We start from the raw sequence: 25,902 nt of genomic DNA on the forward strand, positions 1-25,902 counted from the left end.
GAAACTTAGATCGATGAAGCTCAGACAATAAATAGTGAAGAAATGAGGGGGAGAGATGATAGGAATAAAAAAACGTAAGAATACAGAAGTTTCAAAAGAAATGAACGGACAAATACCTCAAACGGTAAAAAAATCTATAAGTAGTGATAAAGCTTCTAAGGTTCATAGAACAATTCACGGAGCCTCGATCACTGCTGCGGGCGTAGGTGCTCTGCCGATACCTATTGCTGATGCTTTAATTTTAGTACCTATTCAGTTAAAGATGCTGAAAAATATTTATAATATTTATGACGTGAAGTTTAGTGATAAATTTGTCGTAAACTTTATAAGGGTGACATTGATTCCGTATATAGGAAGATCATTGGCTACTTTGATTCCAGGTGTAGGTAGTGTGGTCAATGCTTCAATAGCTGCGGTAATCACTGAAGCGATTGGCTGGAGTGCAGCTGCGTCATTAGAAAAAGGCATCGATATCACGAAAGATACTGAAAAATTCGAAGGAATACTGACAGATACACTTAAAACTTTAATTCAACAAAAAAATAAAAACTGCTAGTCATTAGCAGTTTTTTTTATTTTAAAATTTATCCTTGACAAGATTTTGATAATACAGTATACTAATATAAAAGCGGTTTCGTAAAAACGGATAGTGATTATTAAGTTAAGCTAGACCTTATCGTACTCTATTTTTGTCATAGGGGCGATAGGGTCTATTTTTGTGAAATGAGGGGTGAATTGTGCAAATCAGAAAAATCCTAAACAATAATGTGGTCATAGCAATTAATAGCAGAAATGAAGAAATCATCCTTATGGGGCTTGGTATTGGTTTCAAGAAAAGAATAGGTCAAGCAGTTGAGGTTGATAAAATCGAAAAGATTTTTGGTTTAAAAGCCAGTTCAGATATACAGAGTTTTTCGGAGATTTTAAACGAAATTCCGAGTGCTATCATTGAGCTTTCGATGGTGACTTTATCCGAGGTTAAAGTTAAGTTTGATAAGGAAGTTTCAGATACAACGCTTGTTGCTTTTGCGGACCATCTTCATGCAGCGCTTCTGCGTACTGAAGAAAATATCGCGGTGAAGAATTTTCTGCGCTGGGATATTAAACGTTTCTTTCCAGAAGAGTTCAAAATCTGTTTGAAAGCATTGGAAAAGGTCAAAGAACAATTTGGTGTAGAGCTGCCAGAAGATGAAGCAGGTTTTCTGACGATGCATATCGTTAACGGTACACTTGGTACTGGTCATGAGTACGCGATGCAGCTGACCAAGCTTATGGAAGAAATTTTAACGACATTAAAGTATACTTTGAAAATCACCTTTGATGAACAAGATATTTACTTCCAACGCTTCATTACACATTTAAAATTCTTTACGGAGCGGATTTTAGCAGGTAGTACTAGAGTAGAAGAAACCGACAAGGAACTTTTTGCTCTTATTGTGCGCAAATATCCCAATGCTTATCTTGGCACACGTAAAGTGAGCGAATTTTTAAATCAAACAAGGGATTATGAAGTCTCTGAAAGCGAACAGATTTACATGACTGTGCATTTGGCACGTATCTTGGAGAAAATCCAATAAAACTAAACTTTGGTAACAAATGGATCGTGACATTAAGTTGGCGAGACCTCTAAAAATATATTATATTATGGAGGTTTGTGATGGGCAAATATGAAGCTCTTGCAAAAGACATTGTAGCAAATGTGGGAGGGAAAGAAAACATCCTCTCATTGACAAATTGTATTACGCGACTACGTTTTAAGTTGAAAGACGAAAGTCTCGCGAATACAGAAGTACTGAAGAAGATGAATGGTGTTGTCACTGTCAAGCAAGCTGGGGGACAGTACCAAGTTGTCATTGGGAACCATGTTCCTGATGTCCGCGCTGACGTAGATAATGTTATCGGTAAGCTAGAGATGGATTCTTCTCAGACGAAAGCCAAGGGAAATATTTTCGATAAGTTTGTCGAAATGATTTCAGGAATTTTCCAGCCTATTTTAGCACCCTTAGCGGCAGCAGGTATGATTAAAGGGTTGAACGCGATTTTATCCTTTGCATTGGGTGCAAGCTTCCAGGCTTCATCAACCTATGCTGTCCTTAATTCTATGGGCGATGGACTTTTCTTGTTCTTACCAATTTTTATCGGCTATACAGCGATGAAAAAATTTAACGGTTCGCCATTTGTTGGGATGCTGATTGCTGCAGCCTTGGTTTATCCTGGATTTGTGGATGGTTCAGTCACAAAAACTTTCGCTGAGAGTGGAGGGCTAAACTTCTTTGGCATTCCATTTTCAGTGCCAGCAGCAGGTTATGGTTCATCAGTTATGCCTATTATCGCTATTACAGCTTTTGCGGCCTTTCTTGAACAACAGCTCAAGAAAATTATCCCTGACGTGGTAAAACTTTTCTTAGCACCTTTCTTTACAGCTTTGATTGCAATTCCTTTAGGTTTTCTCATTATTGGGCCAGTCATGAATATTGCTTCTGATGCTTTAGGGAAAGGACTTCTCGCCTTGCAAGGTTTCAGTCCAATTATCTTTGGACTTGTGTTAGGCTTTACGTGGCAAATTTTGGTTATGTTTGGCTTGCACTGGGCGCTTATTCCTTTTGCCATCATTTCTTTAGCACAAGGTGAACCAACTGCATTACTTATTCCGGCAGCAGGTGCTTCATTTGCTCAGACGGGTGCAGTGGGAGCAGTAATGGTGAAAACAAAAGATAAACGATTACGTGAGTTAGCAATCCCTGCTTTCATTTCAGGATGGTTTGGCGTAACAGAGCCAGCAATCTACGGGCTAACACTTCCAAAGAAACGTCCTTTCTGGGCTTCATGTGTGGTAAGTGGTATTATTGGTGCATTTGCTATGGGAATGGGTATTAAAGGATACACAATGGGCGGCTTAGGTGTCTTTAGTTTCACAACAAATATCAGTTTAGATGGTGATATTTCGGGAGCAGTTAAGATGATTATTTTAGCAATCATTGCTGTAATCGCAGGTTTTGCCTTGACATGGATTCTTGGTTTTGAAGATGAAAACTCAGAGGAAGAACAACCAAAAGAAACAACAAATAATCAAACTCGTGTATCACAAGCAGTAGGTGAAGAACATATTACGACTCCTTTAGAAGGCAAAGTCCTTCCATTATCTGAAGCCAATGATGCAGCTTTTGCTGCGGGTGTGATGGGCAAAGGAGCAGTAATTGAGCCAACACTTGGTGAAGTTTATGCCCCATTTGATGGACAAGTGATGACTGTTTTCCCTACAAAACACGCTATTGGTTTAATTTCAGAGCAAGGAACAGAACTCCTTATACATGTTGGTATTGATACCGTGCAGCTAGAAGGAAAATATTTTGAATCCTTTGTTTCACAGGGACAAAAGATTCAAAAAGGCGATTTATTGTTGAAGTTTGATTTGGAAGCTATTGAAGCTGCAGGTTTCAGTACACAAGTACCGATTATTATAACTAATAGCAGTGATTTTGCAGATATTGTAATCACTGACAAGACAGTTATTCATAAAGCAGAAGAGTTATTAACTGGTCTTGTAAAAACAGCTGATGGTTTGGTCGTTCAGCCGGTATAAAAAAGGAGAGAGAAATGAGCTTTAAAAAAGACTTTTTATGGGGTGGAGCTATCGCGGCCAATCAAGCAGAAGGTGCTTATAATGTTGGTGGTAAAGGACTGTCTGTAGCTGATATGAAAACAGTAGGTGGAAAAAATAAGGAACGTCATTTTACACCAGTGCTTGACGAGGAGACATATTACCCTTCACATCGCGCGATTGATTTCTATCATAATTACAAAGAAGACATTGCTTTATTTGCAGAAATGGGCTTTAAAACATTTAGACTGAGTATAAACTGGTCGCGCATTTTCCCTCAGGGAGACGAAACGCAACCTAATGAAGAAGGTTTACTCTTTTATGATCGCGTATTTGATGAATGTTTGAAACATGGCATTGAACCGTTGGTTACACTCAGTCACTTTGAAATTCCCTTGGGATTGATGGAAAAATATGATGGCTTTTTAAGCCGGGAAACCATTGATTTCTATGTGAATTATGCCAAAGTATGTTTTGAGCGCTACAAAGATAAAGTGAAATACTGGATCACTTTTAACGAACTAAATTTTGGTACAATGCCACACGGTGAACTTACAGTTTTAGGCCTTCATCCACATGGTGATTTTGCGCTCAATGCGATTCCAGAAGATGAGCATAAAAGATTTCAAGCCTTACACCATACTTTTATTGCCAGTGCAAAGGCGGTCATTGAGGGCCATAAGATTAATCCAGAGTTTAAGATTGGCTGTATGATTGCTCATTTGACTATGTACCCTCTTACACCAAACCCAGAAGATATCTTGCAAACCAAAGAATACGACCTGCTTGTGAATAAGTTTGTCGGTGATGTCCAAGTTAAAGGAAAATATCCAGCGCTCATCGAAAAATACTTTCAAAATAAAAAAATTGAAATCCAAAAAGAAGAAGGTGATGATGCGCTGCTCCAAGAAGGAAGAGTTGATATGTACACTTTCAGTTACTATATGACACTTTGCGTAACGACTCAAGAAGGGGCAGAGCCTTCGATGGGGAACTTGATGGGAGGTGCAGCAAATCCTTACTTGGAAGCCAGTGAATATGGCTGGCAGATTGATGCGACAGGGTTAGAATATACCTTAATGGACTTGTATGACCGCTATGAAGTCCCGCTCTTTGTTGTGGAAAATGGTTTAGGTATGGAAGACAAAGTCGAAGCAGATGGTACAATCAATGATGATTATCGTATCGATTATTTCCAAAAACATATCAAGGCGATGAGCCGTGCAATTGATAAAGGTGTGGATCTCCTGGGTTATACACCTTGGGGCTGTATTGATTTGGTTTCAGCAGGAACTGGGGAAATGCGGAAACGTTATGGCTTTATCTATGTGGATATGGACAATGACGGTAAAGGAACATTAAAACGTACAAAGAAAAAATCATTTGACTGGTACAAAGAAGTAATTGCCTCAAATGGCGAAACGATTTTAGGGGAGAAATAAAATGACATTTAAAAAAGACTTTTTATGGGGCGGTGCCACAGCTGCTAATCAATTGGAAGGTGCCTTTGATGTGGATGGAAAAGGACTTTCGGTCGCAGATGCGATGCCAGGTGGGAAAGAACGCTTAGGAATTCTCAATTCACCAGACTTTGACTGGACCATTGATGAAGACAAATATGTTTATCCCAACCACAAAGGGATTGATCATTACCATCATTTTAAAGAAGATATCGCCTTGTTCGCCGAGATGGGTTTTAAAGCTTATCGCTTTTCTGTAGCTTGGTCCCGCATCTTTCCGAAGGGAAACGAAAGTGAACCTAATGAAGCCGGTCTTAAATTCTATGACCAATTGATTGACGAATGTTTGAAATACAATATCGAACCTGTAGTCACAATTTCTCACTATGAAATGCCGCTTCATCTTGCTAAAGAATATGGTGGATGGAAAAATCGGGAATTGATTGAGTTCTATGTTCGTTATGCCAAAGTTTTGTTGGAGCGTTATCAAGACAAAGTGAAATACTGGATGACTTTCAATGAAATTAACTCTGCAACTTTCTTTGCGGCTCTGGGTCAAGGTTTAGTACCTTCAAATGGTGGAGATGATAAAAAGAATGTCTTCCAAGCTTGGCATAATCAATTTGTTGCAAGTGCATTAACTGTAGAATTTGGACATGCCTTAAACAAAGATTTACACATCGGTTGTATGAGCATTTATTCGACAACTTATGCTTTTGATGCCAATCCAATCAATCAGATAGCTGGTCAACAAAGTATTCAAGAATTCAATTACTTCTGTAATGATGTTCAAGTGCGAGGGGAGTATCCTGTATTTACACATCGACTTCATAAAAAATATGGAATTAAAAAAGAAGACTTAGAGATAACGAAAGAAGATTTGGAAACTTTGAAAAAAGGAACAGTCGATTACATCGGTTTTAGTTACTATATGTCAACTGTAGAATCGAAAACCCAAGAAGGAGTTGAAGCAAGTGGGAATATGGTACTCGGGGGTGTAAAAAATCCGTTTCTTAAAGAAAGTGAATGGGGTTGGGCCGTTGATCCTGATGGGTTGCGTTACGCCTTAAATGATCTTTATGGACGTTACCAGATTCCACTCTTTATAGTAGAAAATGGTTTAGGTGCTATCGATAAAGTCGAAGCTGACGGCAGCATTCAAGATGATTACCGCATTGACTATTTACGTAGACACATTGTGGCTATGGAAGAAGCTGTCGAAGACGGTGTAGACTTGATGGGTTATACACCTTGGGGCTGTATTGATCTTGTCTCTGCCTCAACCGGGGAAATGAGCAAACGTTATGGCTTCATTTATGTAGACTTAGACGATACAATCCAAGGCACAGGAAAACGTTCGAAGAAAAAATCATTTGACTGGTACAAAGAAGTTATTGCATCCAACGGTCAAAGACTTTGAAATAAAAAAACCACTTTAAGTGGTTTTTTTATTGAGAGATTTATTAACAGGAGGTTTCCAAGTATCCTCTAGAAAATGACGGACAATCTGACTGAAATTTGTGGGACGAAAATAGAAACTCAGATGGCTTCCCCAAGGGATAATAAAAAACTGACTGTTAGGAATATGCTTTGCAATATCATGAGCATGGGCAGTTTTAACCACATCAAACTGGCCATTGATGACAAGTGTGGGAGCAGTGATATTTTCTAGTTCATCCATATTTTGAAGCACATCTTCTAAAAGAAGTTGCAAAGCAGGTGAAGGTCTACGCAGTAAATGTGCACAAATGTTGAGTGATTTTACTGTGAAGCGTACCAAGCTATAAAGTCCAGCATAGGTGGAATTGCCAGCGTTAAGGATTAAGCGATGTATGCGCGTAGGGTTCTTGCTGGCTAGAAGCATTGCAATATTTGCGCCATCGCTGAAACCAAGCAGATTGATAGACTGGAGATTTTCAGCTTGCATCACTTCAAGTACATCCTCCATTAAACGATTAAAACTAAGTTTTTTTCCGCTAAAAATACTTTTTCCATGACCGCGTGTATCGATTGAAATGCAAGTATAATCACCTTTTAGCCTTTTGATAAGTGGCTTAAAGATATTACTATTTTGTGAGTTGCCGTGCAACAGTAAAAGTGTAGGTCCTTTACCTTCAACTTTATAGTAAATTTTCACCTTATCACTTGTAATAATATATTTTTCCATGATTTTGTCCTTGATGTTAGTATAGCAGATTAGCTTGGGAAATGGGGGCTTGTAAAATAAATGAAATAACTGTAAAATAATCGCTCATATTGGTTGAGTGAAATAATAATTTTTGTTAGAATAAAGTGACCAATCGTTTTATTAAAAAAAGATTATAAAACCAAGATTTTTTGATTGACTTGAGGAGATAAAATTAACAATGGCTGAAAAAAAATATAAACATATGAAGGTAAAGGAGCGTAAAGCTCTACCAAAGGTCACTCTAAGTGCAGCGGCAGTATTAGGCGTCGCTGCTTTTGGTGCGAATGCTCATGCGGATAGTACAACAACTGCTTCATCAGATTTCAAAGTGGTAACGAATGTAGATACTGTGACTCAGAACTCAGAGGTAAACAAGATTGAAGCTGGGGATGATGGGCAGTTGAGCAGTAGTAATTCAGAAAACTCAACGGATTCAACAAATCCAACGGACTCAGTTGACCCAACGGATCCAGTAGATCCAACGGACCCGGTTGACCCAACAGATCCAGTAGATCCTACAGACCCGGTTGACCCAACGGACCCAGTAGATCCTACAGACCCGGTTGACCCAACGGATCCAGTAGATCCTACAGACCCAGTTGACCCAACAGATCCTGGTAAACCTGTGAACCCTGAGAAACCAAAACCAGAAAAGCCGAAACCATCAAAGCCAAAGCCTTCTAAACCAAAACCATCAACGCCAAAACCTAGCACTCCGGCACCGGCGCCTACACCAGCTCCATCTGCACCTAACTATAATTATGTGGCACCCGTTTATTCTGGAGCAAATTATACAGCACAGGATGCGGTAACGACTTATAAACAGGCAAGTACAGATGGCGATTTGAAATTCAATAAAACAAATATTGCAGTACTTCCATTGACAAAAATTAACAACACAACTGTTGAAGATTTTATCAAAAGCATTGCTCCTCGAATTTCACAACTTGCAGGACAAAATAATCTCTATGCTTCTTTAATTATTGCCCAAGCTATTTTGGAGTCAGGCTACGGACATAGTAATGTCGCATCTATCTACCACAATTTGTTTAATATCATTGGTGCATTTAATGGACAGTCCGTAACAATTTCTTCGGGAACTTATCGGGCCTATGATAATTTTGACCAATCCCTTGTAGATTACATCAACTTGATGTTGCATGGGACAACTTGGAACAGCAAGATTTATGCTGGAAGCTGGAAGGTCAATAGTGACAGTGTTGAGGATGCAGCACGTTCATTGCAAGGAATTTTTGCTACGGATCCGGAGTATGCCGCTAAGCTCATTCAAATTATTAAAGAATACAACTTGACTCAGTATGACGATATTGAAAACTTGTCAGATGAGTTTAAAAATCTCGATGCTCCTGCAAGTCCATTATTGGAAAAAATGCCGACTGACTTGAAATTCCCAGAATATGATGGCAAACAATATCCAGGTGCCTCAAGCTATGCTTGGGGAAATTGTACACAATATGTGTATAACCGTATCTTCCAATTGGGTGGAAAAATTGGCCAATTCATGGGTAATGGTGGCGTTTGGGGTTCAAACGGTGCCGCACAAGGTTATTACACAACGACTATTCCACAAGTGGGTTATGCGGTAAGTTTCCCACCGGGTGTAGCTGGAGCTTCTGCTGAGTATGGTCACGTTGCTTTTGTGGAAAAAGTAAATAAGGATGGTTCAATCCTTGTTTCCGAAATGAATGTTAAAGGCCTCAATGTTGTGGACTATCGTACGATATCTGCAAGCGATGCAAGTTTATCCACATATATTCAACCTAAAAAATAAAAAAACGGTTCGTAAGAACCTTTTTTTGTTCTTTTTAAAAAAAGTTAAAGAAAAAAATCAGTCCAAAGACTGAGATTATCCACAATAAAGTATGGGATAATTTAAATATAGAGATTGACAGATCTCAGTTCTATAACAGGAGGAACAAAAATGAATAAAAAAGATAGAATTATGGACTTGATGCGTCGGGGAATTATCACCGAAGATGAAGCTTTGGAATTGCTTGATAAATCAAATCCTATGGCTGAAGAAGGCCAAAGCGAAAATAAAGAAAAATTTAATTATACAGATACAGAGGGATTTGTTAACCACGAGGTTGACTTTATGGACTCCTTCAAAGGTATCATGGACCAAATCGTGTCAAAAGGAAAAGTAGTGTTCAAAGATGCTTCGAAAGCAATCGATGACAATATCGACTTCTCTAAAGGCTTTCCAAAAGTAAAATCAACAGTAAAAACTGTGGAAAAAGATATTGAAGGCGACTTTCATTCCGTTAATTTAGACATTAAGGCAGGTAAAATTTCCGTTTATCCTGGTGAAAATGCTCATGTAAAAGCTGAATACAGAATTTACGGTGCAGTGGATCAAGAAAAAATTGATGAATATCTGGCTGAAAAAACAAAACTCGAAGTTAACGACGGCGTTTTAGAGATTACGACATCTGATAGCTTGCGTACAGCTGTTAATTTGGAACTTTACTTACCTGAAAAAGTGTATGAAACTTTTGATTTCAAGTTTGCACATGGGGATATTAAAGTAGAAAAAATAGCAGTGGATAACTTAGAGATTGATCAAGTCAATGGTGAAGTTGAACTTGTGGAAACAACCAACAAAGACATTAACGTAACTATTAAAAATGGTGAAATTAAAGTTTTAGATGGTTCAACAAATGTTTTGAAGTTGAATTCAGTCAATGGTAACATTCGAGTTACATCAGCTTTTGAAGATGGAGATGTCAACTTGGTTAATGGGAATATTCTCTTGACACAAAACCAAGATACACCAAGAAAATTAATGGTGAAAAATGTCAATGGTGATGTGAAACTTTCTGTACCAGAATATCTCGGTCTTGTTGGACATGTGCGTACAGTCTTTGGTGGCTATAAAACACGTTTGAACTTGGATAATCCTTTTGAAGCAAGTCGTAATGGTGCGGCAGTCGTTCGTACTGGTCCAGATACTTTAACCTTTGAACTCGAAACAAAATCAGGAACAATCTGGCTTAAAGATATTGACTAAGCAGAAATCCTTCCAAACTTTTTAGAAAGGAAAACATATGTCTAAAAGACAACTTACAAAATCATCGAGTAACCGTATGCTGACGGGGACCATAGCTGGCGTAGGCGAGTATTTTGGCTTAAGTCGTGATATAATTACACTAATGCGTATTTTGTATGTGTTCTTCGCTTTAGGAAGTTTTGGAACACTTGCACTTGTATATATCGTAGCGAGTTGGCTAATACCTAGCCCTCATTAATCATTCGAAGGACAGCTTCTAGAAAGGAAAGAAAATGTCTCAAAAACAATTAACAAAATCACCAAACAATCGAATGTTGACGGGTACGATTGCAGGTATCTGTGAATACTTTGGTTGGAGCCCTGATATCATTACTTTTGTACGGATCTTGTATGTCCTCTTAGCTTTCGGAAGTTGGGGAAGTCTTATTCCTGTATACTTTATTGCCAGTTGGATTATTCCAAGTGCTGGAAGTAATGCTGGGAGACAAAACTACCGCAGAACAAATGAAGAAAACTGGTCAAGCTATGCGGACCGTTGGCAAAGCAAATCTTCATCTCACTCATCTGGCCGTAAGATGAAAGAGGCTGAACCAGTTGAAGATGAGAAAAAAGATGACTGGTCAGATTTTTAAAAAATAATAATTCCGAATTTCCTAAACTCCTAATAATATAAATGAAAAAATTAAAACTGGACGTCCATCACGTCCAGTTTTTTAGCGAGATTTCACCGCTTGAGAGAGTTTTTATCTGACCGTCTTCAAGGTGAACAATGAGTTGACCAGATGGTGTTAAGTCTACTGCGGTACCTCTATATAAGACTTTATTTTCCTCAAATTCTACTGTTTTCCCAAGAATGAAGGAATGAGTTTTATAAATTTCAAAGAAGTCTCTTTTAGAGAGCTGATGAAATTCTGACCAGATTTTGGCAACAAGCTCAGAGCGTGTTATTGTAGGAGTTTCTGTAAATAATGAGCCGGCTTTGTGAGCGATTGCTTCAGGAAATGTTGAAATATGAAAATTTATTCCGATGCCCAAGGCGACCTGCAAACTCGCATCTGGTTGGACTTGGGCCTCTGCGAGAATCCCTACAATTTTTTTATGATTGAGATAAATATCGTTGACCCATTTAATATCTACTTTCTTTGTGGTCAGTGTTTCAATTGCTGAAACGACAGCTGCAGCGGCAAGCAGTGTGTAATTAGGCAGAGTTCCCAAAGATCCGACAGGCTTTAAGAGGAGTGTCATATAGATACCTCCTTCAGGACTGGCATAGTATTCCCGCCCAAAACGGCCATAAATACCTGTTTGCTTTTCAGACATATATAAAGTGTTGGCTTGACCATCAGCTTTAGCATCCAACTGTGTTGAGATGGATTCATCAAGGATTTTAACGTCGTTTAACCAAGGATTAGCATCTAAAATAATTTTTTTATCTAAAGGATTTTTCATTTAGGCAAAGTATATCAAAAATTCTCTTTTTGTGCTAAAATAAAGGAGTTACAATTTCCGATGGCGGGAGAGAACTCTCCAAGTGAGCAATCACTACCATTAAGCCTGTAACCGAAAAATACTTAAGAAGTAGGGGAAATAAAGAATGTCAGAAAAACGTCTATTCACATCAGAATCAGTTTCAGAAGGACATCCAGATAAGGTTGCTGACCAAATCTCGGATGCTATCCTTGATGCCATTGTGGCACAAGACCCAGATGCACACGTAGCCTGTGAAACAGTAGTTTACACAGGTACAGTTAATGTATTTGGGGAGATATCAACATCAGCTTATGTTGATATTGCTGGAGTGGTTCGTGAGACTATCAAAAATATTGGCTATACAGACAGTGAAAATGGATTTGACTACAAATCAGTCGGTGTCCATGTTTCACTTGTAGAGCAGTCACCAGATATTGCCCAAGGGGTAAACGAAGCAGAAGAAGTTCGTGGTAAAGATGGAAAAATCATTGATCCACTCGATCTTATCGGTGCTGGTGACCAAGGGATGATGTTTGGTTATGCAACCAACGAAACAGAAGAATATATGCCACTTGCGATTTCACTTAGCCATAAGCTAGTGAAAAAATTAGCAGACTTACGCAAGTCAGGTGATATCAGCTACCTTCGTCCAGATGCAAAATCACAAGTTACAGTAGAATATGATGAAGCAGGACAAGTTAAGCGTGTAGATACAGTGGTTATTTCAACACAACACGCAGCTGAAGCTACTAATGAAGAAATTCGCCGAGATGTTATTGAAAAAGTAATCAAGGAAGTTATTCCGGAAAATCTTCTTGATGATGAAACAAAATACTTTATTAATCCTACAGGTCGCTTTGTTATTGGTGGACCTCAAGGGGATTCTGGGTTGACTGGACGTAAAATAATCGTAGACACTTATGGTGGGTACGCACCTCACGGTGGTGGTGCTTTCTCAGGTAAAGATGCCACAAAAGTTGACCGTTCAGCTTCATACGCAGCACGTTATGTTGCCAAAAATATTGTTGCTGCCGGTTTGGCAGATAAAGCTCAAGTCCAATTGTCTTATGCGATTGGTGTAGCTACACCAACCTCTGTCAATATTGAAACTTTTGGTACTGGAAAAGTTTCTGACGACATCTTATTGGCAGCTATCCGTGAAAACTTTGATTTGCGTCCGGCTGGTATCATCGAAATGCTAGATTTGCTCCGTCCAATTTATGGACAAACCGCCGCTTATGGTCATTTTGGTCGTACAGACATTGATCTTCCATGGGAACGTTTAGACAAGGTTGAAACACTTAAAGAATTGCTTTAAACAACAAAACTGTGTTATTATGCACAGTTTTTTTATTTTATAAAAATGCTATACAGGACGTTATTACGCAGTTGCTTTACTGGTTTTACTAATCATAATCTTTCATCTTTCACTCTTCAGGATATCATGCTTTTAAAATCAAAATGTCAAAAAGTTGAAAGCGGTAAAATACTTAATTGAAACATATCCTAAAAAATGGTAAAATATAGGGAGTGTTTCTCTGCAAACACATATGAATTATAATCAAGCTATCTGCCTTATTGAACCGCGATAAGGCAGGTATGAATAAAAGGAGACAAATGAACGTCATATCACTCGTTCTGCTTGTCTTGTTGATTGTATTGGTTATTGCCTTTATTTTTTATGCCCAAAATATTAAGAAAAACAAGCAAGATGCTGAGAGTCTTTTTATGCAGGCAGAAAACAAGGCAAATGAGATAACGGCAAATGCACAGCGTGATGCTGCTCTTGTAAGAAAAGAAGCGGAGATCCTGAGGGATGAAGCAGAAGCATTCAAGAAAGAAGCACGCTTTAACCTTCGTGAAGAAGAACAAAAGCAACGCCGTGAAATCGAAGATGAATTTAAGCAAGATCGTAAGGAGTTAAAAGAAACTGAACAACGCCTAAAACAACGTGAAGAAGTTCTAGACCGTAAGGATGATAAACTTACAAATAAAGAACGTAGCTTAGACTCTAAAGAGGAAGCGCTCTCTAAAAAAACTGATATACTCAATAAACGTGAGCAAGAACTTTTAGAAATTGAAGAAAAGAAACAAGAAGAATTAGAACGTATCGCTGCTTTAACAAAAGATGAAGCGAAAGAAATCATTCTTAGTGAAACCCGTGATGGTTTAACCAAAGAAATGGCACAGCTGATACGTTCAAGTGAAGAAAAAGCACATGCTGAAGCTGATAAACGTGCGAAAAACATTGTTTCACTTGCAATCCAACGTGTCTCTAGTGATTCGGTTGCTGAACAAACGGTATCAGTAGTTACTTTACCAGATGATGGCATGAAGGGACGGATTATCGGACGTGAAGGTCGGAATATCCGCACCTTTGAAGCCTTGACGGGTATTGACGTAATTATTGATGATACTCCAGAAGCTGTTGTATTATCTGGCTTTGATCCGATTAGACGTGAGATTGCACGAATGACCTTGGAGCAACTGGTTCAAGATGGTCGTATTCACCCTGCACGTATTGAGGAACTTGTTGAGAAAAATCGCAAAGCATTGGATCACAAGATGCGCGAGTATGGCGAACAAGCTGCCTTTGAAGTGGGAGCACATAACCTCCATCCAGATTTAATGAAAATCATGGGTCGCTTGCATTTCCGTACTTCTTATGGTCAAAATGTTCTTGACCATTCAGTTGAGGTGGCAAATGTTGCTGGAAACCTTGCTGGAGAGATGGGAGAAAATGTGAGTCTTGCAAAACGTGCCGGCTTCTTACATGATATCGGTAAAGCTCTGGATCATGAAGTTGAAGGTAGCCACGTCGAGATTGGTACAGAACTTGCACGTAAGTACAAGGAAAATCCAATCGTTATTAATACTATTGCGAGTCACCATGGAGATACTGAACCAAACAGTAATATTGCTACTTTGGTTGCTGCAGCTGATGCTTTAAGTGCAGCGCGTCCTGGGGCACGTCGTGAGTCGATTGAAAATTATATTAAACGACTGCGTGATTTGGAAAATATCTCAACAAGTTTTGACGGTGTTGAAAGTGCCTTTGCATTACAAGCAGGACGCGAAGTTCGTGTCATGGTTAAGCCAGAAAAGCTTACAGATGATCAAATCGTAATTCTTGCACGAGATGTGAAAAATCGTATTGAAGACGAGATGGATTATCCAGGAAATATTAAAGTTACAGTTATTCGTGAAACACGAGCTATTGACTATGCAAAATAAAAAGTACTCCCAGCAGTACTTTTTTATTTTGAAGAAGAATAAAAAAGTTATGTTACAATTGAGTTAATTAAAGTTACTTTGTGTTACGTAAAGTGGATATATAAGCCCAACTTTGCTAGAATAGATTGTAAACAATAAGTGAGGTTAAAAAGATGCCCGAACGTGGTTTATTAATTGTCTTTTCTGGTCCTTCGGGAGTAGGAAAAGGTACTGTCCGTGCGAAAATTTTTGAAAATGAAAATAACTTTGATTACTCTGTATCAATGACAACACGTGCACAACGCCCTGGTGAAGTAGATGGAAAAGATTATTATTTCCGCACACGTGAAGAGTTTGAAGAAATGATACGTAAAGGTGAGATGTTAGAGTATGCTGAATATGTCGGCAATTACTACGGTACACCTTTAACCTATGTCAATCAAACTTTAGATGAAGGTAAGGATGTATTTCTTGAAATCGAAGTGCAAGGAGCCTTGCAAGTTAAGGAGAAAGTACCAGATGGTGTATTTGTCTTCTTGACGCCCCCGGATTTGGAGGAGCTACGTGGTCGACTTGTTGGCCGTGGTACTGATAGTGCAGAAGTAATCAATAACCGGATGATGAAAGCAAAAGAAGAAATTCGCTTGATGAGTGAATACGACTATGCTGTTGTCAATGATAAGGTTGAACTTGCTGCAGAACGTGTCATCAAGATTATTGAGGCAGAACATTATCGTGTCGATCGTGTAATGGAGCGTTATGCACATATGATTGAGAAGTTAGACGAAGACGGTAAAAATTAAAAACAAGAGGCTTGAGATTTTAGCTGAAAGACGCTTAGGTTGTTTTAAATAAGAAGAACCCATTGGTGACTGAGATCCAATGAAACAGCGTACAGAAAAGAAAAGAGGAAACTGATATGATGTTAGAACCTTCAATTGACAAATTACTCCAACACGTGGATTCAAAATATTCACTCGTTGTTTTGGAAGCCAAACGTGCTCATGAATTGCGTGATGGCGAACGTCCTACAATGGAATTTAAATCTGTTAAACGTACATTACAAGCCTTGGAAGAAATCGCGGCAGGAACAGTAACGATTCACCCTTCGCCAGATGCTAAACGTGAAACATTGAAAGAAAAACGTGAATTAGAACGTCTTCAACAAAAAATGGCTGAAAAACTTATCCGCGAACAAATCGCGAAAGAAGAAGCCGAAGAAGAAGCAAAACAAAAAGGTAATCGTGCAGCTAAAGCAGCTGCAGCTGCAGCTGAATAAGAAATGGTACCAGCTTTCAAAGATTTATTTTATATAGAAAATCTTTGGAAGTTTTTCTTTATCCCAAATTCAGAGTTGACATTCGGTTAGCTCTTTTTGCTATAATTAAATTACTATATTTAGATACAGAAGAAGTAAGCAGAGGAGAAAAATGTTCAAAAAAACAGCACGAATTATTGTAGATGTTCCTCTGATGCAGACAGACAAACCGTTCTCCTATGCTATTCCTACAGAATTGCAAGAGATGATTGAGCCAGGAATGCGCGTTCATGTTCCCTTTGGTAAAGGCAATCGGCTGGTTCAAGGAATTATTATTGAAAGTGTAGATGAGGAAGAAGAGGGACTCAAAGAAATAGCGGAGCTGCTCGACTTAGAGCCTGTTTTGACAAAGGAACAACTCCGCTTGGCAGATGAAATGCGCCATACTGTCTTTTCTTACAAAATTTCTTGCCTTAAAGCCATGTTGCCTAATTTATTGAATTCAAGCTATGATAAGATTTTGACTAATCAAGAAGGCATTCAAACCAAATGGAGCGCGCTTAGTGAAAGTCAAAAAGTCCGAGCATTAAAAGATGTCAAGTCAGGAAAGTTATCCGTTAATTACTCTGCAAAGTCAAAAGAAAATAAGAAAACAGAAAAGTATTTAAAGGCTAATGCTAAATTGGCTACCTTTGAGATTGGCAAAGCGGCCAAAAAAAGAGCAGAATTGAAAGATTATCTTTTAAACCAAGAAGCAAGTGTGCGTCAAAAAGACTTACCATTTTCTTCGGCTATCATCAAGTATTTTATAGAAAATGAACTTGTTGAGGTGACTGAAAAAGAGATTTCAAGAACAGCGACTGTTTTTGAAGCTGTCGTTCCTGATAAAGCAAAAGTTTTGAATCATGAGCAGCAACTTGCCTTTGAGGCCATTGTTTCTTCTGCAGAAAAGCCCTTTTTACTGGAAGGAATTACAGGATCAGGAAAGACAGAAATTTATTTACAGGTTATTGAACATTTTTTGGAAAAGGGACAAACTGCAATTATGCTGGTGCCTGAGATTTCTCTAACACCACAAATGTCTAATCGTTTTATTGCGCGCTTTGGGGAAAAAGTTGCGATTATGCATTCGGGACTTTCGGACGGTGAAAAATATGACGAATGGCGTAAGATAAAGGAAGGACGAGCTCAGGTTGTTGTGGGGGCGCGTTCCGCTATCTTCGCACCTTTAGAAAATATTGGGGTTATTATTATTGATGAGGAGCATGAAACAAGCTACAAGCAAGATTCAAGCCCACGTTACCATGCCAGAGATATTGCCTTATTACGTGCACAATATCATCATGCACGGTTAGTTCTCGGTTCAGCGACCCCTAGTCTCGAAAGCCGAGCACGTGCTCAGCGAAATGTTTATCATTTATTGACACTCACACATCGAGCTAATGACCAAGCTTTCCTACCTGAAGTTCAAATCGTAGATATGCGTAATAACCTTAGTGATAAGTCGGCCAATTTCTCAGATATTTTACTACAAAAAATTCGCGAAAAAATTGAGCGAAATGAACAAGTAATCTTGATGCTTAACCGTCGGGGTTATAGTTCTTTTGTGATGTGTAGAGATTGTGGTTTTGTTGTTGAATGCCCGAACTGTGATATTTCTTTGACCCTTCATATGGATACAAAAACTTTGAATTGCCATTATTGTGGTCATCAAGAGGGGATTCCACAAACATGTCCGAGCTGTCAAAGTCGAAAAATACGGTATTATGGCTCAGGTACGCAGAAGGTTCAAGAAGAATTAGAAAAACTTCTACCAGAAATCCGCATTTTACGTATGGATGTAGATACAACAAAAACAAAAAATGCCCATGAGAAAATTTTAAAGAAATTTGGTCATCATGAGGCAGATGTACTTTTAGGAACACAAATGATTGCGAAGGGACTGGATTTTCCTAATGTGACACTGGTCGGTGTGATTAATGCGGACACTGGTTTAAATCTCCCCGATTTTCGGGCAAGTGAGCGCAGTTTTCAGCTGCTCATGCAAGTTGCAGGACGTGCTGGGCGTGCGGATAAAAAAGGTGAAGTTATCATCCAAACATTTAATCCAGGTCACTATGCGGTTAAACTTGTTGCTGATCAAGATTATGAAGCCTTCTACCGTCAAGAGATGTATTACAGGCAACAACTTTCTTATCCGCCCTATTATTTTACGGTTCAGATCTTAGTTAGTCATAAGGATGAGGATACAGTTGCAAAAAAAGCTTATGAGATAGCAAGCATAATTAAGGCCAGTTTATCAGAGAAGGCTAAAATATTAGGACCAACTCCAAAACCTATTGCACGAACACATAATCTTTATCATTATCAGATACTGGTGAAGTATCGTTTTGAGGAGCAACTGGAAGAAGTCTTAAATCAGGTCCTTGATTTAACACAAAAACGTGAAAATAAAGATGTTAGAGTTCTTATCGATAGTGAACCCCAAAGTTTTGTATAAAAATGACAAGCTACTTGTCGTTTTTTTTGTGGAACATTGTCTGAATTTTATCAGGTTTTCATTGCTTACATTTTTAAAGTTAGCACTATATGTTGTGTTGTGTTATAATTAAAAATGCCTTTAACCACTACATGTTGTGTTTGTGCGTTGGGGCGATTTTGAACAAAAAAAGTGTGTTCATGAGCTCAATGAACCTTTTCAAATAGTATTCTGGGAGTAAGAATACAAAAAGTTAGGAAGGAAAAAATGGCAGTGTTAGTATTAGCTGGAACAATTGGAGCTGGCAAAAGTTCACTTACAGAGATGTTAGCAGAAGAGCTGGGAACAGAGGCGTTCTATGAGAGTGTAGATGATAATGAGGTTTTGCCTCTCTTTTATCAAGATCCACAAAAATATGCCTTCTTGTTGCAAATCTATTTTTTAAATAAGAGATTTGACTCGATTAAAAGAGCACTTTCGCATAACAATAACGTGCTTGATCGTTCAATTTATGAGGACAGTTTGCTTTTTCACCTGAATGCAGATTTGGGACGAGCAACAGAGATTGAAGTAGAGGTTTATGATGCTTTACTGGAAAATATGTTAGAGGAAATCAATACGCTAACTTTTAAAAAGCGCCCTGATTTATTGATTCATGTAAGTGTATCTTTTGAAAAAATGTTGGAACGTATCCAAAAAAGAGGACGCGAATTTGAACAATTGGAATACGATAGTTCATTGTATGGCTATTATCAAGAGTTAAACAAGCGTTACGAAAAATGGTTTGAGGATTTTGATATTTGTCCTAAAATTCAGATTGACGGCGATAAGTATGATTTTGTTGAGGATGAAGAAGCAAAATTGTTTGTCCTTGAACAAATTAAAGATAAACTCGCAGAAATTGAGAAGGAGAACAACAAATGAATCTGACTGTTTTCTTATCAGCTCGTGATGGGAAAAATCCGACACATTTATTACGTAGCAAGAAACTCGGTGAAGCGATAACGCGTTGTGGACATACCTTAGTTTATGGAGGTTCCCAAGAAGGATGTATGGGTGCTGTATCAGATGCGGTGCTAGAGAATAAAGGACAAGTTATTGCTGTTTACCCGGATGGGGTTTTACCTTTAGAACCACCTCGCCAAAATGCAACAGAGCTCTATCTGGCCAAAAATATGGATGAACGCAAGCGCAAGTTGATTGATCTGGGAGAAGCATTTATTATTTTGCCTGGAGGATTTGGGACAATGGAAGAAGTTTTTCAACTCTTGACAGAAATGAGTATTGGGCAAACAGCAATTCGCCCAGTTATTTTCATTGATAAAGACTTTTATCTTCCTTTATTTAATATGATTCAACAACAAACTAAAGAAGAAATGTTATCTTTAGAAGTTTTAGAAGCCGTTCATCTTGTTGAAACAACCGAACAAGCCATTTGAACAGGCAGTAAAAGTATATCTTGCAGCACCCTTTTTCAGCGAGAGTCAAATTCAAAAAGTGAAAAAATTAGAAGCAGCACTTGCAAGTAATGAAACAGTAGCGTCTTATTTTAGTCCGATGCGTTGCCAACGTCCAGAAGGATTAGCAGAGGATATTGAGCCATTTACACCAGTGTGGGCAAAAGCTACGATGGAAAACGATGTTAAAGAAGTTGAAGCTGCTGATGTGATTGTTGCCATCTTAGACTATGATGGACAGGATACTGATTCGGGCACTGCATGGGAATTAGGCTATGCGATTGCGAAAGGCAAACCGACTTTCTTAGTACGTTTTGAGGAAGATGTACCGGGAAATATTATGCTCACAGAGCGAAATACCGCCTTCTTTACCGAAGCTGAGCAAGTAGAAACATATGATTTTATGGAAGCTCAAACTATACCTTATACCGGCAAATATATATAGTTATTATTTATTTTTTATTCATTTCGGGGCGAACAAATAACAAAAAGAGAGGTATTGATTTTCTCTCTTTTTTTCTTTTTTATCGTAAAGAAGAGTTATCCTAAGTTGAAAGCCTATAATTAAGGGTACGAAAAGGAATAGGGGGTAAGAAAATGTTATAATAAAGGGCACAGATTTTTTATAGGATAAGAAAAAATTTTTTATGAAAAATAAAAGAGGAGGATAAAGAGCACGAGTAACCTGTTCAAGGAAATTATCATGAACTTGAAATATTAAGAAAAAGGTTTAGACAACGTGTTAAAATAATACTATGACAAAAACGAAAATCATATTTATGGGGACACCTCAGTTTTCTCAAACGGTTTTGCAAGGATTAATTGATAGCCAACGTTATGATATTTTAGCTGTGGTGACGCAACCAGATCGTAAGGTGGGACGTAAGCAAGAACTTCGACAAACACCTGTAAAAGAGTTAGCATTGAAAGCTAACTTGAAAATTTTACAACCAGAGAAATTATCTGGTTCGCCTGAAATGGAAGAATTGTTAGCCTTTGGCGCTCAAGGTGCAGGTATTGTAACGGCAGCCTTCGGACAATTTTTGCCGGGGAAATTGCTTGATGCAATGGCTTTTGCGGTAAATGTTCACGCGTCTTTATTGCCTAAATACCGTGGCGGAGCACCTATTCATTATGCAATTATGAATGGCGAAAAAGAAGCAGGCGTGACCATTATGGAGATGGTTAGAAAAATGGATGCAGGCGATATGGTTGCAAAAGCTTCTACTCCGATTTTAGAAGAAGATAATGTAGGTACAATGTTTGAAAAATTAGCTGTTGTCGGTCGTGATCTTCTTCTTGAAACACTCCCTCTCTATGTTGCAGGAGAAATCAAGCCAGAAGCACAGGATGAAACGCAAGCTACTTTTTCTCCAAACATTAGTCCTGAAGAAGAAAAAATAGACTGGACAAAAAAGAATCGTCAAATCTTTAATCAGATTCGCGGTATGAATCCTTTCCCTGTGGCACATACCACCTGGAATGAAGGGCGTTTCAAAATCTACAATAGTCGTCCCATTGACACAGACAAACACGGACAGCCTGGCGAAATCATTGACAAAACAAAAAAATCGCTCGTAGTGGCAACAGGTTCTGGTGCCTTAGAACTTTTAGAAGTACAGCCGGCTGGAAAGCCCAAAATGGATATTGTTAGTTTCCTCAATGGTTTAGGACAGAAAGTAAATATAGGTGATCAATTTGGCAAGTAATGCAAGACAAGTCGCACTCGATGTGCTTAACGATATTTTTGGGAATGATGCGTATGCGAATATCGCCTTAGATAGAACGTTACGTGAGGTACAACTTTCGGACTTAGATCGTAATTTTGTAACGGCTTTGGTCTATGGTGTAGTGTCCAAGGAAAAACTTTTGGAGTGGTATCTAGAGCCGTTCTTTAAAAAACAACCGAAACCTTGGGCCAAGATGCTTTTGATAATGACTATATATCAAATCCTTTTTATGGATAAAGTGCCAACTTCAGCTGCGGTTGATGAGGCTGTTAAGATAGCTAAACGTAAGGATGGACAGCAAGCAGGAAACTTTATTAATGCTGTTTTACGTAATTTTATGCGGTCAGAACGCCGAAATGAAGAACCAAAAACTTGGGAAATCAAATATTCTATGCCGAAACTTCTTTTGGATAAAATGGTACGTCAGTTTGGTGGGAAACGTACAGGAATGATTTTAGAGAGCTTAGAAAAACCAAGTAAAGCCAGTCTCAGAATAATTGATCCTCAAGTTACTATTCCTGACACAGTTCCTTCAGAACTCTCGCCGGTTGGCCGTGTGGCAGACCATGGTAATTTTGCTCATAGCCAAGCATTTATTGAAGGAAAAATGACCATTCAGGATGAGACAAGTCAGTTGGTAGCCCCACAACTTGATTTAAAGGGAAGCGAACGGGTTCTTGACGCCTGTGCTGCCCCAGGAGGTAAAACAACACATATCGCTCAATATCTTGATACAGGACATGTTACAGCCTGTGATTTATATGATCACAAGCTAAAGCTCATTGAAGACAATGCGGAACGTCAAGGCGTGTGGGAAAAAATTACGACAGTCAAAGCCGATGCAACACAATTAGAAGAACGTTTTGCAGATGATGAGGACTTTGACCGCATATTGGTTGATGCACCGTGTTCGGGTATTGGTTTAATTCGTCGCAAACCTGATATTCGCTATCGTAAAGAAAGCTCTGATTTTCTTAATTTACAGGAAATCCAACTGAGAATATTGGACAGTGCTTCGAAAAAGCTGAAGAAAAATGGTATAATGGTTTACAGTACCTGCACAATTTTTGATGAAGAAAACTTTGAGGTAGTCAATAAGTTCCTTGAGGCTCATCCAGAATTTGAACAGGTTGAAATTTCGCATGAAAAAGAAGATATTGTCACAGACGGTTGTATTTTCATTACACCGGAAATGTACTATACAGATGGTTTCTTTATTGCGAAATTCAGAAAACTTTAATTCTTTTATAAGGAGCAAAAGTGGAATATAGTATTTTATCAGACATTGGTATGAAACGTACTGCCAACCAAGACTTTGCAGGCACTTATGTTAACCGCGCAGGTTATCGTCTTTTTCTTTTAGCAGATGGTATGGGTGGTCACAAAGCAGGCAATGTCGCTAGTAAATTAACCGTAGAGGATTTGGGGAAATTGTGGTCCGAATCATTTTTTGATGATGGCACACCTGTTGCGACAATGGAAACATGGCTTCGCAATCAAATCCGTAATGAAAGTGAAAATATTGCAGATTTAGGTAAACTAGATGAATATCAAGGGATGGGAACAACTCTTGAAGCTTTAGTGATGCAAGAAGGACAAGTCATTTCAGCTCACGTTGGTGACAGTCGTACCTATCTCATTCGTGATGGACAATTGCAAAAAATTACAACAGATCATTCTTTAGTTCAAGAACTTGTTGATGCAGGTCAAATTACTGAAGAGGAAGCTGAAATACACCCTAACAAAAATATCATTACACGTTCTCTTGGCCAGTCAGCCGAAGTACAAGCTGATTTACAAGCTGTTGATGTTCAGCCAGGGGACTATCTGTTGATGAACTCTGATGGTTTGACCAATATGATTTCTGCTGAGGAAATTTTAGAAGTTGTTTATTCTGAGGCTAGTATTGAAGAGAAAACGGAAATACTTGTAGGTCTTGCAAATGAAGCAGGTGGTCATGACAATATCACAGTAATCTTGGTGAAAATTGACGAAGAGTCTGCAGTGGTGAATGAAGATGTGGAGGTTGACTGATGATTCAAATCGGAAAAATCTTTGCAGATCGCTATAAAATCATTAAAGAAGTTGGTCGTGGTGGTATGGCTAATGTTTATCAAGGTGAAGATACGTATCTTGATAATCGGCAAGTCGCTATTAAAGTTTTGCGTTCTAATTTTGAAAATGACAATATTGCCATTGCTCGTTTTCAAAGAGAAGCATTCGCAATGGCAGAACTTTCTCACCCCAATATCGTTAGTATTTCTGATGTAGGAGAGTCTGAAAATCAACAATATATCGTAATGGAATATGTTGATGGTATGACTTTAAAGCAATACATCAATGAACACGCCCCTTTATCAAATGATGAGGCAGTGAATATTACTTCAGAAATACTTTCGGCTATGGAATGTGCACATAACCATGGCATTATTCACCGGGATTTGAAACCGCAAAATGTGTTACTCTCACAAAGTGGTAACGTGAAAGTGACGGACTTCGGTATTGCCAAAGCCTTAACAGAAACGAGTTTAACACAAACGAACACGATGTTTGGTAGTGTTCACTACTTATCGCCAGAACAAGCGCGTGGTGCCAATGCAACGCTTCAGTCAGATATTTATGCTATTGGTATTATCTTGTTTGAGTTGTTGACAGGGCAGATCCCGTTTGATGGTGATTCTGCCGTAGCCATTGCCTTGAAACATTTTCAGGAAAATGTACCCAGCATTATCAACATCAACAAAAATGTACCTCAAGCGTTAGAAAATGTCGTAATCAAAGCAACAGCTAAAGATATCGACAATCGCTATGCGAATGTTGAAGAGATGATGACAGATCTCGCTACGGCTACCAGTTTGGATCGTAAAGGAGAACCGAAACTTACCTTTGATAAGGATTTAGATGCAACTAAAGCTTTGCCTAGTAAGTTAATTAATCCTTATGATACGAAGCCATTAATTGATCATCCGCAAGCTGAGCAAAAGGATGAAGCTAAAGATAAAGCGTCTGAAGATAAGGCAAAAACAGATTCTGAGCCAAAAAAGAAAAAATCACGCAAAGGCTTAATTGCTTGGATTATCCTTGCCCTTGTACTTATTGCAGGCGGCATCACAGCTTGGATGATTACAACACCTCAAAATGTTTCTGTTCCTGATGTGACAAATATGACACAGGCAGAAGCAGAAAGTAAACTGAAAGAGAAAAATCTTGCTGTAGGAAATATTATTCCCGAACTAAGTACGACGGTTGAAAAAGATAAAGTAACACGTACGAATCCTGAATCTGGATCAAATGTCCGAAAAAATAGCAAAGTAGATATCTATGTCTCACAAGGTGCAACCGGCTTCAAGATGGACGACTATGTAGGTCAAAAATATGAAGACGTTGTTGACGAGCTTGTTTTGAATAAAAATATCAGTAAGAGCCAAATTAAGGTTAACTACGTGACAAGCTCCGAAGATTCTGGCACTATTGTGAAACAAACGCCAGCTAAAGGAGAGTTTTTCGATCCGACAGGTAACGATCAAATTACATTTGATGTATCCGAAGGCGAGACAGTAATTATGCCTGCGCTTGCTCTTACTTCAGGTGGATTAAGCTCAACATCAGCAATCAGTTACCTCAATCAGCTTGAAAGTCTTGGTGTTCCTACATCCAATATAACTTTTGTTGATGCTAGCACGGCTAGCAAGGTTTCAAGTTCTAACCTCGATGGTTATTATGTAACACAGACCAGCCCTGAATCAGGAAAAGAATTTAATCCTTCAAATACAAAAATTACATTGACAGTGGCTAAAGCTAACAATAGTAATACTGGTGGCAATCAAACGCCAGAAACTACAACTGAAACAACTCCGGAAACAACACCAGAGACGACTCCAGAAACAACACCAGAGACTTCACCAGAACAAGGTAAAGACTCTTCCAACCAAGAAAAAGATTCTTCATCAAACAATGGAGACACGAATAGTACAACGGAACAAGCGTCTTGACACAAAAAAACTTCCAGATATCT

The 25,902-nt window shown here is 38.6% G+C and carries 23 protein-coding genes; 21 read left to right on the forward strand and 2 right to left on the reverse strand.

All coding sequences use genetic code 11. The features are described from left to right. Nucleotides 1-55 precede the first annotated feature (55 nt). The 5 genes from LACDD01_RS08685 to LACDD01_RS08705 all read left to right on the forward strand — a co-directional run bounded on the left by LACDD01_RS08685 (nucleotide 56) and on the right by LACDD01_RS08705 (nucleotide 6,481). Nucleotides 56-556 carry a YcjF family protein gene (locus LACDD01_RS08685; protein ID WP_061414447.1) on the forward strand — a complete coding sequence of 167 codons (501 nt, stop codon included), beginning with the start codon at nucleotides 56-58 and terminating at the stop codon, nucleotides 554-556. A gap of 181 nt (nucleotides 557-737) precedes the next feature. Beyond that, the gene (gene licT, locus LACDD01_RS08690; RefSeq protein WP_061414451.1) at nucleotides 738-1,577 is read left to right on the forward strand and encodes a BglG family transcription antiterminator LicT; all 840 of its coding nucleotides are present in this window, start codon (nucleotides 738-740) and stop codon (nucleotides 1,575-1,577) included. 80 nt (nucleotides 1,578-1,657) lie between these two features. Next, nucleotides 1,658-3,583, forward strand: a complete 1,926-nt coding sequence (locus LACDD01_RS08695) for a beta-glucoside-specific PTS transporter subunit IIABC (RefSeq protein WP_061414454.1) — start codon at nucleotides 1,658-1,660, stop codon at nucleotides 3,581-3,583. Between the two features lie 14 nt (nucleotides 3,584-3,597). Next, complete coding sequence (locus LACDD01_RS08700) at nucleotides 3,598-5,043, forward strand: glycoside hydrolase family 1 protein (RefSeq protein WP_061414457.1); 1,446 nt, start codon at nucleotides 3,598-3,600, stop codon at nucleotides 5,041-5,043. Nucleotide 5,044: 1 nt separating this feature from the next. Then, a complete protein-coding gene (locus LACDD01_RS08705) occupies nucleotides 5,045-6,481 on the forward strand; it encodes a glycoside hydrolase family 1 protein (RefSeq protein WP_061414460.1) in 1,437 nt (478 codons plus the stop codon). Nucleotides 6,482-6,496: 15 nt separating this feature from the next. Here the strand turns inward: LACDD01_RS08705 and LACDD01_RS08710 are convergent, their stop codons facing one another. Next, nucleotides 6,497-7,228 (reverse strand): alpha/beta fold hydrolase, encoded by a 732-nt coding sequence (locus tag LACDD01_RS08710; RefSeq protein WP_061414463.1) that lies wholly within the window; start codon nucleotides 7,226-7,228, stop codon nucleotides 6,497-6,499. A 199-nt stretch (nucleotides 7,229-7,427) separates the two neighbouring features. Between LACDD01_RS08710 and LACDD01_RS08715 the strand changes: the two genes are divergently transcribed. The 4 genes from LACDD01_RS08715 to LACDD01_RS08730 all read left to right on the forward strand — a co-directional run bounded on the left by LACDD01_RS08715 (nucleotide 7,428) and on the right by LACDD01_RS08730 (nucleotide 10,912). Next, nucleotides 7,428-9,041, forward strand: coding sequence for a glucosaminidase domain-containing protein (locus LACDD01_RS08715; RefSeq protein WP_061414466.1), 1,614 nt, complete (start codon nucleotides 7,428-7,430; stop codon nucleotides 9,039-9,041). A gap of 150 nt (nucleotides 9,042-9,191) precedes the next feature. Beyond that, nucleotides 9,192-10,280: a DUF4097 family beta strand repeat-containing protein gene (locus tag LACDD01_RS08720; protein ID WP_061414469.1), complete on the forward strand. Its 1,089-nt coding sequence runs from the start codon at nucleotides 9,192-9,194 to the stop codon at nucleotides 10,278-10,280. 76 nt (nucleotides 10,281-10,356) lie between these two features. Beyond that, on the forward strand, nucleotides 10,357-10,518 hold the full coding sequence (locus tag LACDD01_RS08725) for a PspC domain-containing protein (RefSeq protein ID WP_230316018.1): 162 nt from the start codon (nucleotides 10,357-10,359) through the stop codon (nucleotides 10,516-10,518). Nucleotides 10,519-10,552: 34 nt separating this feature from the next. Further along, the gene (locus tag LACDD01_RS08730; RefSeq protein WP_017370547.1) at nucleotides 10,553-10,912 is read left to right on the forward strand and encodes a PspC domain-containing protein; all 360 of its coding nucleotides are present in this window, start codon (nucleotides 10,553-10,555) and stop codon (nucleotides 10,910-10,912) included. A gap of 67 nt (nucleotides 10,913-10,979) precedes the next feature. Here the strand turns inward: LACDD01_RS08730 and LACDD01_RS08735 are convergent, their stop codons facing one another. Next, entirely contained in the window at nucleotides 10,980-11,729 is a 750-nt protein-coding gene (locus LACDD01_RS08735; protein ID WP_061414472.1) for a biotin--[acetyl-CoA-carboxylase] ligase, read from the reverse strand. Nucleotides 11,730-11,874: 145 nt separating this feature from the next. Here LACDD01_RS08735 and metK point away from each other — a divergent pair, with 145 nt between their 5' ends. The 12 genes from metK (at nucleotide 11,875) to pknB (ending at nucleotide 25,879) form a co-directional block, all read left to right on the forward strand. Further along, entirely contained in the window at nucleotides 11,875-13,068 is a 1,194-nt protein-coding gene (metK, locus tag LACDD01_RS08740; protein ID WP_017370549.1) for a methionine adenosyltransferase, read from the forward strand. Nucleotides 13,069-13,367: 299 nt separating this feature from the next. Beyond that, nucleotides 13,368-14,984 (forward strand): ribonuclease Y, encoded by a 1,617-nt coding sequence (gene rny, locus LACDD01_RS08745; RefSeq protein ID WP_061414476.1) that lies wholly within the window; start codon nucleotides 13,368-13,370, stop codon nucleotides 14,982-14,984. A gap of 152 nt (nucleotides 14,985-15,136) precedes the next feature. Next, a complete protein-coding gene (gmk, locus tag LACDD01_RS08750; RefSeq protein ID WP_017369120.1) occupies nucleotides 15,137-15,766 on the forward strand; it encodes a guanylate kinase in 630 nt (209 codons plus the stop codon). A gap of 116 nt (nucleotides 15,767-15,882) precedes the next feature. Beyond that, complete coding sequence (gene rpoZ, locus LACDD01_RS08755) at nucleotides 15,883-16,242, forward strand: DNA-directed RNA polymerase subunit omega (protein WP_003133436.1); 360 nt, start codon at nucleotides 15,883-15,885, stop codon at nucleotides 16,240-16,242. A gap of 151 nt (nucleotides 16,243-16,393) precedes the next feature. Then, the gene (locus LACDD01_RS08760; protein WP_061414479.1) at nucleotides 16,394-18,721 is read left to right on the forward strand and encodes a primosomal protein N'; all 2,328 of its coding nucleotides are present in this window, start codon (nucleotides 16,394-16,396) and stop codon (nucleotides 18,719-18,721) included. A 246-nt stretch (nucleotides 18,722-18,967) separates the two neighbouring features. Continuing rightward, nucleotides 18,968-19,624, forward strand: coding sequence for a deoxynucleoside kinase (locus LACDD01_RS08765; protein WP_019292455.1), 657 nt, complete (start codon nucleotides 18,968-18,970; stop codon nucleotides 19,622-19,624). Next, the gene (locus LACDD01_RS08770; protein ID WP_061414482.1) at nucleotides 19,621-20,139 is read left to right on the forward strand and encodes an LOG family protein; all 519 of its coding nucleotides are present in this window, start codon (nucleotides 19,621-19,623) and stop codon (nucleotides 20,137-20,139) included. The genes LACDD01_RS08765 and LACDD01_RS08770 overlap by 4 nt, the downstream gene beginning before the upstream one ends. Then, entirely contained in the window at nucleotides 20,114-20,602 is a 489-nt protein-coding gene (locus tag LACDD01_RS08775; protein ID WP_061414538.1) for a nucleoside 2-deoxyribosyltransferase, read from the forward strand. The genes LACDD01_RS08770 and LACDD01_RS08775 overlap by 26 nt, the downstream gene beginning before the upstream one ends. 310 nt (nucleotides 20,603-20,912) lie before the next feature. After that, nucleotides 20,913-21,866, forward strand: coding sequence for a methionyl-tRNA formyltransferase (fmt, locus tag LACDD01_RS08780; protein WP_061414485.1), 954 nt, complete (start codon nucleotides 20,913-20,915; stop codon nucleotides 21,864-21,866). Next, the gene (gene rsmB / locus LACDD01_RS08785) at nucleotides 21,856-23,127 is read left to right on the forward strand and encodes a 16S rRNA (cytosine(967)-C(5))-methyltransferase RsmB (protein WP_061414488.1); all 1,272 of its coding nucleotides are present in this window, start codon (nucleotides 21,856-21,858) and stop codon (nucleotides 23,125-23,127) included. Before fmt ends, rsmB begins: the two co-directional genes overlap by 11 nt. A gap of 20 nt (nucleotides 23,128-23,147) precedes the next feature. Further along, on the forward strand, nucleotides 23,148-23,921 hold the full coding sequence (locus LACDD01_RS08790; protein ID WP_017370557.1) for a Stp1/IreP family PP2C-type Ser/Thr phosphatase: 774 nt from the start codon (nucleotides 23,148-23,150) through the stop codon (nucleotides 23,919-23,921). Then, a complete protein-coding gene (gene pknB, locus LACDD01_RS08795; RefSeq protein WP_061414491.1) occupies nucleotides 23,921-25,879 on the forward strand; it encodes a Stk1 family PASTA domain-containing Ser/Thr kinase in 1,959 nt (652 codons plus the stop codon). The genes LACDD01_RS08790 and pknB overlap by 1 nt, the downstream gene beginning before the upstream one ends. The last annotated feature ends 23 nt before the right edge of the window (nucleotides 25,880-25,902 follow it).

Origin of the sequence: Lactococcus sp. DD01 (genome assembly GCF_001578715.1) — a bacterium.
In the GTDB taxonomy this organism is placed as follows: domain Bacteria; phylum Bacillota; class Bacilli; order Lactobacillales; family Streptococcaceae; genus Lactococcus; species Lactococcus petauri.

Coding starts and splice junctions, on each gene's coding strand:
- LACDD01_RS08685 (WP_061414447.1), top strand. CDS start 56: ATGATAGGAATAAAAAAACGTAAGAATACAGAAGTTTCAAAAGAAATG.
- LACDD01_RS08695 (WP_061414454.1), top strand. CDS start 1,658: ATGGGCAAATATGAAGCTCTTGCAAAAGACATTGTAGCAAATGTGGGA.
- LACDD01_RS08700 (WP_061414457.1), top strand. CDS start 3,598: ATGAGCTTTAAAAAAGACTTTTTATGGGGTGGAGCTATCGCGGCCAAT.
- LACDD01_RS08705 (WP_061414460.1), top strand. CDS start 5,045: ATGACATTTAAAAAAGACTTTTTATGGGGCGGTGCCACAGCTGCTAAT.
- LACDD01_RS08710 (WP_061414463.1), bottom strand. CDS start 7,228: ATGGAAAAATATATTATTACAAGTGATAAGGTGAAAATTTACTATAAA.
- LACDD01_RS08715 (WP_061414466.1), top strand. CDS start 7,428: ATGGCTGAAAAAAAATATAAACATATGAAGGTAAAGGAGCGTAAAGCT.
- LACDD01_RS08720 (WP_061414469.1), top strand. CDS start 9,192: ATGAATAAAAAAGATAGAATTATGGACTTGATGCGTCGGGGAATTATC.
- LACDD01_RS08725 (WP_230316018.1), top strand. CDS start 10,357: ATGCTGACGGGGACCATAGCTGGCGTAGGCGAGTATTTTGGCTTAAGT.
- LACDD01_RS08730 (WP_017370547.1), top strand. CDS start 10,553: ATGTCTCAAAAACAATTAACAAAATCACCAAACAATCGAATGTTGACG.
- LACDD01_RS08735 (WP_061414472.1), bottom strand. CDS start 11,729: ATGAAAAATCCTTTAGATAAAAAAATTATTTTAGATGCTAATCCTTGG.
- metK (WP_017370549.1), top strand. CDS start 11,875: ATGTCAGAAAAACGTCTATTCACATCAGAATCAGTTTCAGAAGGACAT.
- rny (WP_061414476.1), top strand. CDS start 13,368: ATGAACGTCATATCACTCGTTCTGCTTGTCTTGTTGATTGTATTGGTT.
- gmk (WP_017369120.1), top strand. CDS start 15,137: ATGCCCGAACGTGGTTTATTAATTGTCTTTTCTGGTCCTTCGGGAGTA.
- rpoZ (WP_003133436.1), top strand. CDS start 15,883: ATGATGTTAGAACCTTCAATTGACAAATTACTCCAACACGTGGATTCA.
- LACDD01_RS08760 (WP_061414479.1), top strand. CDS start 16,394: ATGTTCAAAAAAACAGCACGAATTATTGTAGATGTTCCTCTGATGCAG.
- LACDD01_RS08765 (WP_019292455.1), top strand. CDS start 18,968: ATGGCAGTGTTAGTATTAGCTGGAACAATTGGAGCTGGCAAAAGTTCA.
- LACDD01_RS08770 (WP_061414482.1), top strand. CDS start 19,621: ATGAATCTGACTGTTTTCTTATCAGCTCGTGATGGGAAAAATCCGACA.
- fmt (WP_061414485.1), top strand. CDS start 20,913: ATGACAAAAACGAAAATCATATTTATGGGGACACCTCAGTTTTCTCAA.
- pknB (WP_061414491.1), top strand. CDS start 23,921: ATGATTCAAATCGGAAAAATCTTTGCAGATCGCTATAAAATCATTAAA.